The sequence below is a fragment of the Aliikangiella coralliicola genome (genome assembly GCF_007004725.1).
Lineage (GTDB): Bacteria > Pseudomonadota > Gammaproteobacteria > Enterobacterales > Kangiellaceae > Aliikangiella > Aliikangiella coralliicola.
Window position 1 is genome coordinate 1 of record NZ_ML660173.1, and the last position, 15830, is coordinate 15830.

Annotated in this window: 13 protein-coding genes and 1 riboswitch; of the genes, 6 read left to right on the forward strand and 7 right to left on the reverse strand. The window is 42.1% G+C overall.

The annotated features are described in order from the left end of the window. Positions 1 to 60 precede the first annotated feature (60 nt). Together FLL46_RS25885 and bamJ are read left to right on the forward strand one after the other, a co-directional pair. Entirely contained in the window at positions 61 to 375 is a 315-nt protein-coding gene (locus tag FLL46_RS25885) for a DUF7683 domain-containing protein (RefSeq protein WP_142935182.1), read from the forward strand. 421 nt (positions 376 to 796) lie between these two features. Then, on the forward strand, positions 797 to 1417 hold the full coding sequence (gene bamJ / locus FLL46_RS25890; RefSeq protein WP_142935184.1) for a BamJ family beta-barrel-assembly machinery protein: 621 nt from the start codon (positions 797 to 799) through the stop codon (positions 1415 to 1417). A gap of 114 nt (positions 1418 to 1531) precedes the next feature. Here the strand turns inward: bamJ and FLL46_RS25895 are convergent, their stop codons facing one another. The 5 genes from FLL46_RS25895 to FLL46_RS25915 form a co-directional block, all read right to left on the reverse strand. Beyond that, positions 1532 to 2827 (reverse strand): hypothetical protein, encoded by a 1296-nt coding sequence (locus tag FLL46_RS25895; protein ID WP_142935186.1) that lies wholly within the window; start codon positions 2825 to 2827, stop codon positions 1532 to 1534. A gap of 307 nt (positions 2828 to 3134) precedes the next feature. Beyond that, positions 3135 to 3614 carry a GNAT family N-acetyltransferase gene (locus FLL46_RS25900; RefSeq protein WP_142935187.1) on the reverse strand — a complete coding sequence of 160 codons (480 nt, stop codon included), beginning with the start codon at positions 3612 to 3614 and terminating at the stop codon, positions 3135 to 3137. A 54-nt stretch (positions 3615 to 3668) separates the two neighbouring features. Continuing rightward, positions 3669 to 5180, reverse strand: coding sequence for a B12-binding domain-containing radical SAM protein (locus FLL46_RS25905; protein ID WP_142935189.1), 1512 nt, complete (start codon positions 5178 to 5180; stop codon positions 3669 to 3671). 68 nt (positions 5181 to 5248) lie between these two features. Further along, positions 5249 to 6676, reverse strand: coding sequence for a 30S ribosomal protein S12 methylthiotransferase RimO (rimO, locus tag FLL46_RS25910; RefSeq protein ID WP_142935191.1), 1428 nt, complete (start codon positions 6674 to 6676; stop codon positions 5249 to 5251). A gap of 226 nt (positions 6677 to 6902) precedes the next feature. Then, positions 6903 to 7865, reverse strand: coding sequence for a DUF3179 domain-containing protein (locus tag FLL46_RS25915; protein ID WP_142935192.1), 963 nt, complete (start codon positions 7863 to 7865; stop codon positions 6903 to 6905). Positions 7866 to 8319: 454 nt separating this feature from the next. Here FLL46_RS25915 and FLL46_RS25920 point away from each other — a divergent pair, with 454 nt between their 5' ends. Beyond that, complete coding sequence (locus tag FLL46_RS25920) at positions 8320 to 9024, forward strand: putative porin (RefSeq protein WP_142935194.1); 705 nt, start codon at positions 8320 to 8322, stop codon at positions 9022 to 9024. Positions 9025 to 9173: 149 nt separating this feature from the next. On the opposite strand, the gene ribB is transcribed toward FLL46_RS25920, so the two are convergent. Further along, positions 9174 to 9917 (reverse strand): 3,4-dihydroxy-2-butanone-4-phosphate synthase, encoded by a 744-nt coding sequence (ribB, locus tag FLL46_RS25925; protein WP_142935195.1) that lies wholly within the window; start codon positions 9915 to 9917, stop codon positions 9174 to 9176. A gap of 134 nt (positions 9918 to 10051) precedes the next feature. Beyond that, positions 10052 to 10228: riboswitch (FMN riboswitch) on the reverse strand. Positions 10229 to 10397: 169 nt separating this feature from the next. On the opposite strand from ribB, the gene FLL46_RS25930 reads away from it, so the two are divergent. From FLL46_RS25930 to FLL46_RS25940, 3 genes are all read left to right on the forward strand, one after another. Further along, on the forward strand, positions 10398 to 10937 hold the full coding sequence (locus FLL46_RS25930; RefSeq protein ID WP_142935197.1) for a TFIIB-type zinc ribbon-containing protein: 540 nt from the start codon (positions 10398 to 10400) through the stop codon (positions 10935 to 10937). 175 nt (positions 10938 to 11112) lie between these two features. After that, the gene (locus tag FLL46_RS25935) at positions 11113 to 11706 is read left to right on the forward strand and encodes a hypothetical protein (protein ID WP_142935199.1); all 594 of its coding nucleotides are present in this window, start codon (positions 11113 to 11115) and stop codon (positions 11704 to 11706) included. A 4-nt stretch (positions 11707 to 11710) separates the two neighbouring features. Then, entirely contained in the window at positions 11711 to 12307 is a 597-nt protein-coding gene (locus FLL46_RS25940) for a hypothetical protein (protein WP_142935200.1), read from the forward strand. 182 nt (positions 12308 to 12489) lie between these two features. Here the strand turns inward: FLL46_RS25940 and FLL46_RS25945 are convergent, their stop codons facing one another. Beyond that, positions 12490 to 15816: a glycosyl hydrolase family 18 protein gene (locus FLL46_RS25945; RefSeq protein ID WP_210418824.1), complete on the reverse strand. Its 3327-nt coding sequence runs from the start codon at positions 15814 to 15816 to the stop codon at positions 12490 to 12492. Positions 15817 to 15830 lie beyond the last annotated feature (14 nt).

Genomic DNA, 15830 nt, shown 5'->3' on the forward strand with positions numbered 1-15830 from the left:
AGTTTGTTGTAGGCAATCAATTAATTTGATTGTGAATAAATGGAATTAAGGGGAAGTGTAGTGAGCTATTATTCTAAAAAAGAAAGTTCGAATAAAGGCAGTTTAAATCACCCAATATCTCTCAAAAATACGAACTCTGTCCCAGTAACGCATCGTATAAGAATATACGATAGGGCATCCTATGATTTCATAGGACAACATGAGGTGATGCCGATTGATATTCAAGTTTTGCAAAAAATATTTGATGTTAGTCCAGATAATCCTATGTTGTTGAGTTATCGGATTACTCAAAAGCAAGTCGCATTGATTGAACGATTAACCGGACTTAACCTTGACCTTGAAAAGTATCAATATTTTATGGATTACGATATTTGAGCCGCTTTGAAACCTGGGAGAGGAAGCTGTTTGGAGAGGCGGAAATGGGTAAAAGGATATGGAAAAGCAAAAGTTAATAGAAATTCTGCAAGAGTTGCAAAAACGGCTTCACAAAGATCGTGGACTTGACTCTGATAGAAGAAAACAAATGAGATTACTAGCGAGACAGCTTAGCTTGAAAATTAACGAGCTTGCTTAATCGATCGCGTATAGGGATATTGTGATTAATAGTAAGAAATAAGCTTAACGAATAGGTTAAACTGCAGAATTTCCAAGTGTTTTCCTGAGCAGCCTGTCTTGCTGACAGTTAAATCGTATCTCTTAACAGAGATTGACGTAGGCGGACCATTTTCCCTCATTCTCAGACAAGCCTGAACTGGCTGTGGTACAATTCGGCTCTTTTTCTCTAAAGAGCATATTAATGAGCAACAAATACGATAGCCACGAGCTAAAAGCAAGTTACGGCATAGGGCGAAACATGGGGACTCAATTGTTTGAGCAGCCCTTCGACGGAATTGATATCGACGCCGTTGTTGACGGCCTTGTCGACGCCTTTAAAAGACAGCCGAGCCCGGTTAGTCAACAAGAAATGGATGCGGCATTTCAGCATATCAGCCAGATAATTCAGGCAAAACAAGCGGAGCAGTCAAAAGGAATCATTGAAGAAGGTGAAAAGTTTCTTGCTGAAAATGCGACCAAAGATGGTGTGACCGTGACTGAGTCTGGGCTTCAATATGAAGTGATTAACGAAGGTTCTGGTGAGAAGCCTTCCGCTACTTCTACTGTTCGTACCCATTACCATGGTACCTTAATTGACGGTACGGTATTCGATAGTTCGTATGAAAGAGGACAACCAGCAGAGTTTGCCGTTAATGGTGTGATTCCTGGTTGGACTGAAGCACTACAAATGATGACTGTCGGCTCAAAATGGAAACTTAGCATTCCGTATCAACTCGCCTATGGCGAGCGTGGCGCCGGCGCTGCTATTGGGCCATATTCGACTTTAGTTTTCGATGTAGAGTTGTTGGAAATTGTTGGTTAAGTTCTGGTTGATTCAATGCTGACGTAAGGTTGGCGGGCGAATTGAAAAACTTAATCATATCCAGTTCTGAAGTAAATAAAAAAGGCGTTAAAACGCCTTTTTTATTAATCCTTACTAGCGGGTAATATTAAGAATAAATGGAATACCCGGCCATACTTCCAAGTGTAAATCAACACGCCAGTCTTCTAAAATTTCTCTAAAGTTAGTAATGCTACTCAAGTCAGACTGTGAGTCTAGTTTCACTTTCACCTTGCGCTTTTCGCCGGATGGAATCTCAAATCCATCCAGGTCAATGGTGGCAATAGTATTTTCTTTTTTCTCAACAAAAATCTGACTTTTTTCGATAATGATATCGTATTCCGTCGGATTATAAATCTCGACGTCAAATGAGAGGTTGCTCAGCGATTTACTGTTAAAAAATTGGGAAAGAGAAGGCAGATCATAGTCAATTGATGACCAATCAACATTGTATTCTGCTTTGAGGAGTTGGCTTTTGTGGTGCATGCTCGCGATCAGTTTCCCATGAAGAAACAGCATGACAGTTAATAGTATGAGCATGGTTGAATAGCTGTATATCTTGGATTTTTTCAACGGTGGCAGAGTCCGTTTCACTGTCGGCATCAGTCTCCTCGCTACTCTGGTGCCGGCAGGGACAGCCAGAGTGAGGAAAATAATGTTGACCAGAAAGAGTATACTGGCAATTTCGATTAGCGTTAGATCTTCAATGGTGAATATGTACTTACTTAACAAAACTGTCGGCAAGCTAAATAGTAAACCGAACGACAGCGGAACAACCGGGTTTCTTAACAAAACTTTGAGTATTAATGTGTAAGAAACTCTATGCCTCTGCAATGTTGGAGAAATAAAGTCCAGGCCAAAAGTAAAGAATAGAAACAGGTAGCTTAATGCAATCGAAAGCCAGTTACACCAGGCATAAGGGTAATAGCCAATCCATAAAATAATTGATTGTGCAGTAACATAAAATAGAAAGAGTTTTGTTTCTTCCCATCCTTGAATAAGCAACGGAAACTCTTGAATTGAGCCTTTTGCGTATTTGGCGTCTTTTTCAAACTCTGCAGAATACTTTTCTTTAATCGGGAATAAAAATATTGACGCGAGAACTAATGAGCCAGAAAGAATCAAATTGCTCAAAACCGTTTTTGCTTGCGATTCGAACAGAAATACGCCCAGCTTTTCGGAAATTTCGTGCCAAGACTGTGGAAAGAAATAATTGAGCAACAGACTTTTGATAGCTTCTTGATTGTTTAGTGATACGCCAACAAACAAAGAAAATACAAAAAGGCCTAATGCAAAGTAAATAAAAAGCCATTTAGTTGAGCTTCGTTTTAGATTACGTAGCGATAGGGGAGAATAAAACAGGGATTCTCTCAGTTGTTCAGTTAGCGTCATAGGTTTGGCAACTACCAATTCAATAGGTCTATTTTTTATTTTAAGTCGGTATTGTAACTGAAAAAGTTTGCTTTGAGGGGGGCGATTAGCTATATAACCTCAGCTGCGCATAAGAAGAGCCAGCCAATACAGCGCTTTGAGCGGTTTTCTTCGTTGAGCTTGTTTTTAATAGCTTGCTATTACTGCACAAACTCGCCTCGCTAACCACTCAAATCGCTGCACTGGCTTCACATCGAGGGGCCCAATTATCCTTAAGACTTGTTTTTTGGTTTTAATGCCTACCAGTACTGACTGTCAATGACTCTTCTTATGCACTGCTGAGGTTATTTACTAGTGCCGGTTTTTCCATATAAAGGCAATTTTCCATTAATGGGTAATTCTCTGGTGGTGTTACTTCAACAAAACCTAGTCGTTGGTATAGATTCACCGCAGCAAGATTATTTTTCACAACATATAAAGACAATTTTTTACCTGGGTTAACTTTAGTAAAAACTGAGGTCATTAATTTTTTACCGAGACCTTTCCCTCGCATATTTGGGTGAATTGCTACTCTGCCCAAGTGATTGTTGCCAAATCGATCAAATACCTGGATAAACCCGGCTAAATGACCATCGTTATCAATAAGCGAATAAGAAGGTGTCTCTGGCCAGTTAAGGTCTTTAATCAATTGCTGATGTGCGAAGGGAAAGTTAATCTTAGGCCCCCCCCAGGTTAAGGCTTCTTCCTTTGACTTGAACCACTGACCGAGCTCAACAAAATCACTTTCGAGACTTTCTCTTAACTTCATCGTTAAATTCTCCGTCTAAGAACAGCAGTTTATGACTGCATTTTATCGTTTATTTTATCCCAAATGTCGCTGTTGGCGCTTGGAACGTCGATGTTGAGAAGTGACTTCTTCATGACTGGAGGAAACCAGTATCAAACCTTTAAATGAGCCCTTTAGCTTTGAATTGGCGTAGTCTCGTTCCAACGCTTCTATCACAGTTTGGTGCCTTTCCGGGAATAAATATTCTGTTGCCTGTGCGACCAGTTCGTAGAGCTTTTTCAAGTTAATTTGATGAGTTTGGCCGGTTTTATTGTATATCCAATCGGTCAACGCCATAAAGTCATCAAAAGGTTGCGGATTCAGCATGAATGGCAGCGAGTGCTTAAAGCGACCAGAATTTCCAATCATATCCCAATACCTTGCAAAACGGTTAACTCGTTGCATGGTCGCAAAGTCGACAGTGTCATTTGACAAGATATTAAATGGCGGCAGTGGATTAAAACGAAGATCGAAGTTTTCGGTATGGCGAATAATTGGGCTGCCTTTAAGCCGTTTTAATATGCCGAGCTGAATTTCATGGGGGCGGCAGTCATAGAGTTGATTGAAGCTTTCTCGAAAAGTTTCAAAAGTTTCTCCCGGCAGACCAAAAATCAAATCGGCATGAATATGGGCTGTGGTATTTTCTCGCAGCCAACGAAGATTATCTTTTGACTTCTGATTATTTTGCTTGCGACTGATATGAGTTTGAACGTCAGTATTAAAAGTCTGAATGCCGACTTCAAATTGCAAAGTTCCTTCAGGAAAACAGCCGAGCTTATCTTTTAGCTTGTCGGGTAAATGATCCGGAATGACTTCGAAGTGGAGAAAGAGAGCTTCGTCCATCCGCTCGAGGAAAAAGTCAAGAATTTGCAATGTGGTTTTTATTTTTAAATTAAACGTTCGGTCAACAAACTTAAAATTTCTCGCACCTCGCTGGTATAACTTATCCATTTCATCGAGAAAGCGTTGCAACTCAAAAGGGTATGAGGTTTTATCCAGTGCGGATAAGCAAAATTCACACTTAAATGGGCAACCCCTCGACGCTTCAACGTAAAGAAGACGATGCTTTAAATCTTCGTCACTGTATAGATGGTAGGGGAGTTCAAGATCTTTTAATTGGGTTGGTTTTGAACGTAAAATTTTACTGGCAGGAGGAGTATCCGCTAGAATTTCTTTACAAAGTTTGTAGAAACTTAAATCTGCCGCTCCAGTAACAATATAGTCTGCGTATTCATAAATCGATTGAGTTTCTGTTTCATAGCTAACTTCTGGGCCGCCGAGAACAATTTTAATTTCCGGGGCAATCGTTTTTAGTTGGCTGATAACCGCAGTGGTTTCAACGGTATTCCAGATATAGACACCGAAACCGATAATCGACGGTTTTGATTCTAAAAGTTGCTCGACAATATCGATTGCTCGAGTTTTAATTGTAAACTCTCTGATTTCGCATTGTTCTTGAAGGTCGTTCAGGTTAGCGTATAAATAACGCAGGCCGAGGCTCGCGTGAATATATTTTGCGTTGAGTGTTGCAAGAACAATTTGTGACATGCACTAAAACCTTCTACAGACTTCGATAACAATCAATCTTTTATAAACCATTGTCGGACAAGATTAGATTAATCTTCAACTTTTACGCCCCACAGATCATGCTCGTCGGAATGAATGATTTGAGCCCAGATTTTGTCACCGGGTTTAACGTCAAATTCATCTGTGAGGTGGACCACGCCATCGATTTCCGGTGCGTCAGAATAGGTACGTCCAACGGCGCCGTCAGCGGTTACTTCATCAATCAAGATTTGATACTCATTACCGATTTTCTGTTTAAGTTTGTGAGTGCTGATCTCTGCTTGAACCGCCATAAATTTCGCCAGCCGTGCTTCTTTTATTTCTTCCGGAATGTGATCAGATAGTTCGTTAGCTTTAGCGCCTTCAACGGGTGAATACTTGAAACACCCCACACGATCTAATTGAGCTTCTCTCAAAAAGTCCAACAGTTCTTCAAACTCTTCCTCTGTTTCTCCGGGGAAGCCAACAATAAAAGTTGAACGGATAACCAGTTCGGGGCAAATTTCACGCCATTTGCGAATGCGTTCTAATGTTTTGTCGATATTACCGGGACGTTTCATTAGTTTCAAAATTCTGGGACTGGCATGCTGAAAAGGGATGTCCAGGTAAGGTAGTATTTTTCCTTCGGCCATTAGCGGAATAACATTATCAACATGAGGGTAGGGGTAAACATAATGTAAACGTACCCAGACGCCCATTTTTCCTAATTGTTCGCAGAGCTCAAGCATCCGGGTCTTAACTGGCATACCATCCCAAAATCCGGTTCGATATTTGGTATCAACGCCATAAGCCGAAGTATCTTGAGAAATGACCAGTAATTCTTTAACGCCAGCATTAACCAGCCGCTTGGCTTCGCTAAGCACATCGCCGATTGGGCGAGAGTCAAGATCGCCACGCATTGAAGGAATAATGCAGAATGTGCAGCGATGATTACAACCTTCGGATATCTTCAGGTAGGCAAAATGCTTTGGCGTGAGCTTCACGCCATGGTCAGGAACCAGGTTAATGAATGGGTTGTGTTCGGGTTTAGGTACATGATTATGAACCTGAATTAAAACCTCTTCATAAGCATGTGGTCCTGTAATACCGAGCACGCGAGGATGAATTTCGCGAATTTCATCTTCTTTCTTGCCTAAGCAACCGGTGACCAGAACTTTCCCATTTTCAGAAAGCGCTTCACCAATTGTATCGAGGGATTCTTGCACTGCCGAGTCAATAAAACCACAGGTGTTAACAATCACTAGCTCGGCGTCGTTGTAACTGGGTACAACGTCGTAGCCTTCGGTGCGTAATTGAGTGAGTATTCTCTCAGAGTCAACCAGGTTTTTGGGACAACCCAGGCTGACAAAACCGATTTTGGAATCGGCGCTTTGATTCGAAGTACCTGAATTATCAGCGGTTTTTGTATCGATACTGCTATCTGATTTAGCAGATTGAAGCGGGCTTTTAGCGGCTGGGTCGAAAGTCTCAACTGTCATGGTTAATAATACTACTGCTGGTCGAACATAAAAGTGCGCGGATTATACCCTAATATTGCCGCAGGTGCAGGTTAAAAAATAGACAGTTTTGGCAATTGTAGGCTGTTGACTGACAAGAGTTAAGATTAGCCGCAGCTAATGGGTTAATCCTTAAGCCCTCACTAGAGCCTGCCTGCCGAATTAATGATTTGGTGAGTGGAACAGGGAACTTCAATTACCCCAATTTTTAATGGCGCAACTCGGTATCAGGATGAAAAGCATACCAGGCAAACCAATAGAGCCTCAGGGTTTTGAGTGTCTCACCAGTCTTTTTATCGACTGCAATCGCTTGTCCATTTTTATAGGTCACGCTTAAAGTGCGTTTTCCAACACTTTCGACGTAGGGAGAGCGTTTTTTCAGGTATTCTTCTTCAATCGCGATAAATTTTTGATCAATTTCAATGCCATAGACCAATTTTTTGTTGGCTAACCTGGCGTCTGCGGCAGTCACAGGAAACATTAGCTTGTCGGATTGAGTATATTTTTCATAGTGGAATTTTTGATACTGGTTAGATTCGGCTTTAGGAGGCTCAAGTACTAATGCATTTGGGTAAATCGACTTGACCTCTTTAAAAGTCCCGACCGATGAGCTCAGTGTACTAAGACGTTTTCCCGTATGCGGACCGACAATCGCTCTGCCGGTGACCTGTCCCCAAAGTGTATTTGATAATCGGTCATACATAACCAGGTCGCTATTGTGGAGTAAACCGGAAACGCCAAACTCAACCCGCTTGCCGTCAATAAAAGGTTTAAAAACAACCACAGAGCCACATAACGGACAATAAGTCATGGCCACTGGCTTATCGTTAAATCTGTCGTTCACAATCTCGTGAACTTGCATTATTTTTCGGGGATATACTTTGGTGAGCCCCTGGTAGCTCACGACAAACATTAAATCGTCATCATTGAATAATGATGTTTGGTCAATGGATTTGAATCGGGGTTTATCAATGGCTGGAATACAATCTCTCGCCGGGCAGCCCTGGTAAAGTTCTGAAAGTTCAATGCTGCGCTTAGATTGGTCATTATACTGAAATGTTTCCGTCAAAATATCCTGTGGATAGCTACGTCTTTTATCTGAAGCTTGAGTATTTTTGAACGGATAAAGTACACAGGCAATTATCAGGCAGATTAGTAATGAATTTTTCATTTCGGATCACCGTTTTTAGCTACTCAGGTCGATATTGTTATTTCATCATTTCCGTAGCACTAATGATGTGCTCTTTCATTAGTTTTTATGAGTGCGATGTTTTTACGCAACTATCAAAGTGTAGTTGAAATAAAATTAGATTCTTATTTTTATCGTTTAGAGACGTACAAAAGTTGTTCAAGTTACATTTTGTTCTTTTTTTGTTCAAACTGTTTTCCTTTCTTTCATTGGTTTTCTATCTAGCTTTCACGTGATTGAGATGAATAGGTTGAGAGTTTTTTGAACTAGTTGTAATAAATTGCAATTCAAGGTTGAGATTAAAAACTTTATGCCTATAATGCGCTCACTCTTAAACGGAGTGAGGTAAGCAATTTGCTGAAAAATATTTCATTCGTTTTTCTAAAATTAGTTTCCTCTCTATGACATCAGTAAAAAGGTTAATAAGGAAATAAAGATGAAAGCAAAGTCTTTAATTGTGGGGCTAGGATTACTATCGTGTACAGCAATGGCTGACACTTATAATGCTCAAGTTGATATTGAGCGATTGGAACGAGATGATGTTGACACAACAAGATTAAGTGGAACTTATTATTTTGAAAAGGTGACCACCGATAATACCGCCTGGGTGGAATCTGCTTTTATGGGACGAAATAGTAACGTTTCAGTCGGGTATAGTGATTTCAGCGGCGGTTCAGATGCACTGAGTTTTGCCGGTGAATTTTTTGGTAAAGATGGCAATAATCTTTACGGAGCCATCGAAGTCATTGACGTTGATCCAGATATTGGAGAAAGTGACACAGTTTTGATAGGTGAGTTAGGTTATTTCTTTGACAAAAACTGGTTAGTTTCGATTTCTGCAATTGATAGTGATTTTGAAGATTCGGTTTCAGTAAATACTAAATATGTTGGCGCCCTGGGCGGTGATCGCTACTTTAATGTTGAAGCAACCTACAATGATGAGTCAGAAGATGTCACTGTAATCGGTGACTACTACTGGTCTGCACAAACAGGTGCGGGTTTGATCTTATCCGATGCCGAAGGGTTTGATTATGGATTACGTTTTCAGCATTTCTTCAACAATCAAGTTGCCCTTAAGTTAAGTTATTGGTCAGCTGACTTTGACGATACAACTGGAATCGCAGTAACTGCCCGTTTTTAATTGAAGCGGAAAATGCAGTTATGGTTAAAAATAGCCTCGCGTAACGTGAGGCTATTTTTTTCCTTGTTTATCAAGTTCAACTTACCGAGTCAAATTTTTCGACTCAACCTTATGATTCAATCTTATCGATTCAAAACCGAGCTTTAACTTTAGCTAGCATTGTCGATTTGATTCAAACGATACTCAACGAGATCCTCAATCGAAAGTACAACCATATTATGCTGCTGAGCGAAATTAATTATCGCTGGAAGCCTGGCCATGGTTCCATCTGGATTGGTTAATTCACATAGCACGCCGGAATCGTCTAAACCCGCAAGTTGCATTAATTCTATCGTTCCTTCTGTGTGACCTCTACGCGCAAGTACACCCTTTGGATGCGCCCGAAGTGGAAAGACATGACCTGGATGGTTTAAATCGCTGGGTTTAGCGTTGTTAGCCACTGCAGTCTTCACGGTGGTCACTCGATCCGAGGCAGAGACACCGGTAGTCACATGTTCTGCCGCTTCAATTGAAACGGTGAATGCGGTCCCGTACTGGCTAGTGTTGTTTTTTACCATTGGTGGTAACTTAAGCTGTGCGATTTTTTCGTCGGTGAGGCAAAGGCAGACAATTCCGCTACATTCGCGGATTAACATTGCCATTTGAGACTCATTTAAAAATTGAGTAGAAAATATCAGGTCGCCTTCGTTTTCTCGGTCTTCATCATCGACTAATAAAACACCTTGACCGGATTGAAGTAACGCAATGGCTTTTTCTACGCGCTCAGTGGCGTTACCGAATTGGCAAAGTAAAGATCCGTTTGGTCGCGATTGATTGTCTAACGGCGGACTAGAAAACGAATGATTGCACGATAGACGAGCGGCTAAGGATTGATTGTCGGTTAACTGATTCATGGTAATTTCCTCATATTGATACCAGAATCAGGGCGTTATTGAACGGAGTCTTCCTGGTTTGAAAGCTCGTTTTAAGGTCACCTGAGAATTTTACAGGCGCGCCAGAAAACCAGCCTTCAAAACATTGAAAACCAGTTCATTCTCTCCCATCCGGACTATCACCGTCGGCTCTGGATTTTGACCAGATCTGCTGACCTTATCAAACATAACGCAAATTTAATGGTTGTTGATAAGCGCTCGCGGGCTTTTTCTGTGATAAAAGTTCAGAAACTACCGCCGGTGGGGAATTTCACCCCGCCCTGAGAATTAAAAGTAAATTGTGCGCAGTCGAGCTGCACCCAGATCCTAATTGATCGCTACCATTGAGGCAATAAATGATCGCTAAAGCGCTTTATTTGAGCTTTACTTGAAGAAATTTGTTGTGTCTTAATGCGTTGTTATATTTAAATAACCGCTATATCACGCCAAGGAGTAGAATTAATGCAATGTCCTAAATGTCGAAATGTCGATCTTAAGCCCACCAAACTTGATGAAGGTTTGTCGGCGATGGGGTGTAATCAGTGCCAGGGAGCATTCGTTTCATTGCTTTATTATCGAGATTGGGCGGAGCGATCGGGTTCGGTGCATGATGCGCCTGAAGTAGAATTGCTTAAAGGGTTTGACAGCGAAGATACGCCTACTGCTTTAAGTTGTCCAAAGTGTCTCAAACTAATGCAAAAATTTAGAATTTCAGGCTGCTCTAATAATCGTCTTGATTTGTGTACTTCCTGTGACGAGGCCTGGTTAGACGGAGGCGAGTGGGAATTGCTTAAAGCTTTGGAGTTGAGTAAAGAGATGCCGCTGGTATTTACAGAGCGATGGCAAAAGAAAGTCAGAGAGCAAATTTCAGAGGATACCAGACGCCAACGGTTCTTAACTATCTTGGGAAAAGAAGATCTGGAAAAAGCAGATGAATTTAGAGAGTGGATAAAAACACATCCAAAACGTCACGATATTATATTTTATGTTAACCATGAGTAATGGTTTTAGCCGTTACAAGAGGAGTTTTATTTAACAGGATTTTTTACAGAGCTTGCTTTACAGAGTTTACTTTACAGAATTTACCTTTTCAAAACTTTTACTCAATCGTGTTTACCAGATTATCGAGTTGAAGTGATGATTATTTAGTCGAGAATATTTTTTAGTTGAGAATGCTATGTCTACGAAAAAAACTGAGTCAACAAAACAAACGACCTCTGCGGAAGATTACACTCAGGAACATTTAATTAATTTTTTAAGAGGGGCGACTATTGAGGGATTGTTAAATCCGGCTGTCGCGAAAAGTCGATTAAATGCAGTTGAAAATTTATTTGTTGAACTCACTGACGAAGAGCGAAAAGATCTTCGTCTGGTCGATGTAGATGTTTTGTGTTCGCGGTTTCACAAATTACACGATAGCAGTATCAGGCCTGAAGTTTTAGAGCTTTATCATAAAAGAACCAGCGCGGCTTTAGTTGATTATTTTTCCTGGCTGGATGATCCCGGTTCGTTTTTTTCTATCGGCGGTGACACCATCCGCAAAGACAAACGCTACAAAGCTTCCGAAAAAGAAGTATCATTTGAGCAAAAAGCATTGGAAGAAATCACGCTCGCAACAAGTGAGAGGGCAGCGGATATTTTCTCAATTCCTTTAAGAGAAGATAAAACGGTTTATGTTCAAAATTTGCCACTCGACCTGACCCAAAAAGAAGCACTCAAAATAGCAAAAGTGATCCAGGCTTTGGCGCAATCTCAAGAGTCGGAGGCATAGTCAAATGAATACTAGCCGTATGTTACTGATTGCGCCGTTAGCTATTTTTGGTTTTTCGGGTATCGCTTTATACATTTACTTTATTTTTCCAGCGCCGCCTGGGCCATTTCACGATAACCTTGTACCTGAGCTTATCGGTTTTTGCATGGAAGGTTTTTTTCTGGTAGGGCTTTTATCATTAATTCAAACTTCGCGAGAAAGAGCGCGTAGAAAAGAATTATGGTTAAGTTTACGCGGTGTTTTGCGCGGCTTGTTATCCCAGTTAGATATTGCGTTTCTATCTCCCAATGCTGAACCAACCGCAACAAAAAAATTAGAAGAGGATATGCAGGTTGTCAGCACGTTGATGCGAGAACTTGAAGGAAACCGTTTAAATTTACGCAGCATGACATCGTTAAAGCGCGAAAGTATTGAAACGATTTCTCTGGCCAGGGACATGATTCCAGTCGCAGCACAATTGAGCGCAGTTCACATGCGATGGTGGATAGCAACCGTTGATAGCATGCGCCAGTTATCAAAAGCACAAACGCGAGAGGCCGTCGAGCAAAGTGTTTATTTGATGCTTGAAAATATGAATGAGTTTGATCAGCTGGGTTATTAATACCTCTGGCTAGAGTGTGATTGACGTGAGAATTAAAAAAAGCCACTCACAACATAAGTTGCGAGTGGCTTTTTACTCGGTGTTTAATTTAGCGTCTCGTGTTAGTAATTCATAACTTATAATTCATAATTATTCATTCAAGAATTACTAAATTGATGCTCACTAAATCAAACATTCCCCCCCTAATAACTACACACAAATTCCCAGCTTCCATCGCTTCCTGGTGTCGATTTAGTCCACCAGTTGGCTTGATAAACAGCACTGTTATGACGCATCCGATCCCCTTGACCTGCGTGACTTGGGTTACCTTGCCAGTCGGTTTGTGGCCAATCAGGATACTCATTGTAGTCTGTTGGGTCGACACCTAAAGCAGAGCATCCGTCGCCTGAATTAAGATCGCCTGGCGGTAACTCTGGGTGCTCCTGCTTAATGGCAAATTCAAATCCTTTTGTTTTTATTACCCAGTTTGAAGGCATTGATGTTGGCAGATAGTATCTGATTTTTATCGCCCACTCTCCGCCATCTGGTATGGTCTGTGATGCTGGTAAGGTAAACTTCACTCGATGGAAGTTGTTTTCCAGACCGCCAATGTTATTACCCGCTGAATTTGAACCGTCGACTACCACAGTTAAACCAGCACCGCTTTGATCATTCATTGAACCAGGCGCTGAGGTTGAGTAATCAAAATAAAACTCAGAACCACCGTCAATAACACTGCCGGTGTGGTTTTTAATCACTAATTCAGGTGTGATTGGATAGTTACTATCACCTAACGCAAAGTTACGTAGCTCAACGCGAATATCGACTTGCTCAGCAGGCATATCGATTTCTGCACGTTTATTTCCATAAGGTGCTGCGTTGGCAAATTTATTAGCGATGGCGCGAGTCATTGAACTACCCATCATGTATTGATTATTTTGAGAATCCCAGTCAAAGTCTCCTGCTAATTCCCAGAACATGATTCCGCCCAGTCCTTTGTCAATCACGTAGTCAGCTTTGGTATTAATTGATTCTAAATCTTCGGTTGAAAGATAGACTTTTTTCTCCGAGTTCCATAACCAGGGAGTAACCATGGTGGTGTTGTAGTGGCGGGTGTAAGTGCCCTTAAGTTGGTGATCAGGGTTGTTAGCAGGATCCAGTCCATAGGCTTCAAGATAATCACCAGAAATACCTTGTTCAAGGTTCTTGGCGTGCCACATAGGGTTAGAACCAGCGCCCATTTCGTTGCCATTTGCATCTTTATCATGCCATAAATTATCGATGCCGATAGCGCCGTAACCGCATTTGTTAGTATCACCGGTACCGGTGCCATCTGGACACTCTGATTGATTTGGTAGTTCTGCTGTACCCCATAATCCGTTAGTTCCACCTTGAACTTCTTTCCAGCCACGGGTGTAGTAAGGTACACCAATGTTGATTCGACCGGCAGGTAGTGAGCCGCGGAAGTAATGGTAAGCCCAGTCCGTGTTCAGGTAACCGATATTTTCGTATGGTCCGCCGTAGGCATTCCACGCAAGCAATTCTGCATCTTCACCGTTATCGTAAAGCGCTGCGTTGGGGCCGACAAACTGATTCCACGCACCGTGTAAGTCATAGGACATGATGTTGACATAATCGAGGTACTTGGCAGATTCATAAACTTCCATTCCTCTTAATAGATAACCTGAAGAAGGCGCTGCGACAGTCAGCATGTAGTGAGTTGAATCTGCTTGCCCAGCGGCGTCCAGTTTTTCTCTAAGCACTCTCATTAACACAACGTAAGAAGCGTTGAGTCCCGCGCGACGAGCGTTGGAAATAGGGAAATCAGTGGGGTTTCCTGCGTCGGTCATCGATGTTGCGTATTCATAATCGATGTCGACACCATCGAAACCATATTGGCGAATAAACGCGACCGCTGAATCGGCAAATGTATCGATCCCTGCGTGATTAATTGAGTTATCAGCGTTAGTGGTCATAGTGTAGAAACCACCGCTTTTGACAAAATCTCCGTTATCATCGAAGTAGCCACCAGTTTCTGCCCAGCCACCGACAGATATTAAAGTTTTAACATGCGTATGTTGTTTCTTAAACTTATTAAGAAGATTGAAATGACCTTTATATGAGAAAGAGGGGTCCATTTCAGCGCCTGGAACATTAGGCCATTCCATCCCTGTTGCGGGATTGTTTGGTCCATCTTTACCGACCGATACGCGATTATTTTGATCAACGTGCGCAAATGCGTAATTGATGTGTGTTAATTGCTCCCATGGGATTTGATTGGCCAGATAAGCGGGACCGTTATTACCCGTGCGCCAGCTTGTGAAGTAACCAATCACTCGACGTTTCGCGCCGCCCATTTTTTCTCGTCCGTCAAGATCATAGATGGCACAGTATTGGGAATTCACATCAGGCGTGCTGTATAGTCCGTCAGGCCGACAATCTTCTTGAGAGCCTCCGCCGTCACCAGCCACGGTAAAACTAACACTGTTTGAGTTACCTTTTGCGCCATGATTATCGGTGGCCGTTGCTGTCAAATTATGTTGACCGGCAGTCGCAGTCCAGCTTGCAGAATAAGGCGCCGAGGTATCGATGCCGATCGATTGACTGTCGACAAAAAACTCGACTGAAGAAACGTCACCATCAGAATCGCTTGCTGAAGCGGTGAAGGTAACTGCGTCGCCTTGCTTAATATCACCAGCGGGCGTATCCACAGTGACAGTCGGTGCTGCATTGGCAGTTACTGAAAAACTGACGCTGGTAGAATCGGTTGAGTCGTTGCGGTTGTCGGTCGCACGAGCGAATAACTGGTGGTCGCCAGCAGCCGCTTGCCATTCAATAGAGTAAGGAGCGGTAGTGTCAACGCCAACTGACTTATTGTCGACGAAGAATTCAACTTTTGTTACGGTTCCGTCATCATCGCTGGCTGTTGCGGTGAAAGTGATGGTATTGCCTTCGACTGTACCGCTGCCGGGTTGAGAGACGCTAACATTTGGCGGTATGTTTGGTGCGTCACTCACGCTAACATTGACCCTTGTTGACGACGTGTTCGCTTGCAAATTATCGTAGGCGATTGCGTAAATTGTGTGGTCACCGGAAACAGCAGTCCAGTTAGTTGAATAAGGTTGCGTACTATCGGTGGCGGTTAAATTACCATCAACGTAGAACTCAACTTTATCAATTGTTCCATCAGAATCGCTAGCATTGGCTGTAATTGAAACGTTATCACCAGTGGTGTAACTAGCATTATCACTCGGCGCTGTCAGCGAGATTTCAGGAGCAACATTATCGCTCGCGCAGTCATCCAGAAATTTCCATTCCTGCCATGGTCCAGAATGAGTTTCCGGATCATTGCCCTGTGTCCACCACGCAGCTTTATAGGCTTTGTTATTGTGTTGTACTTCAGTGCCACCGGTGTAGGCAATATTGCTTTGCCAAGCAGGGAGGTTGGTACAATCATAGGTAAAGGCATGGCTGTTTAAAGAAAACAAGCCAGCTAAACCTATTAGAAGTTTTTGCTTAGTTGGTTTCATTGTTCTGTACTCTA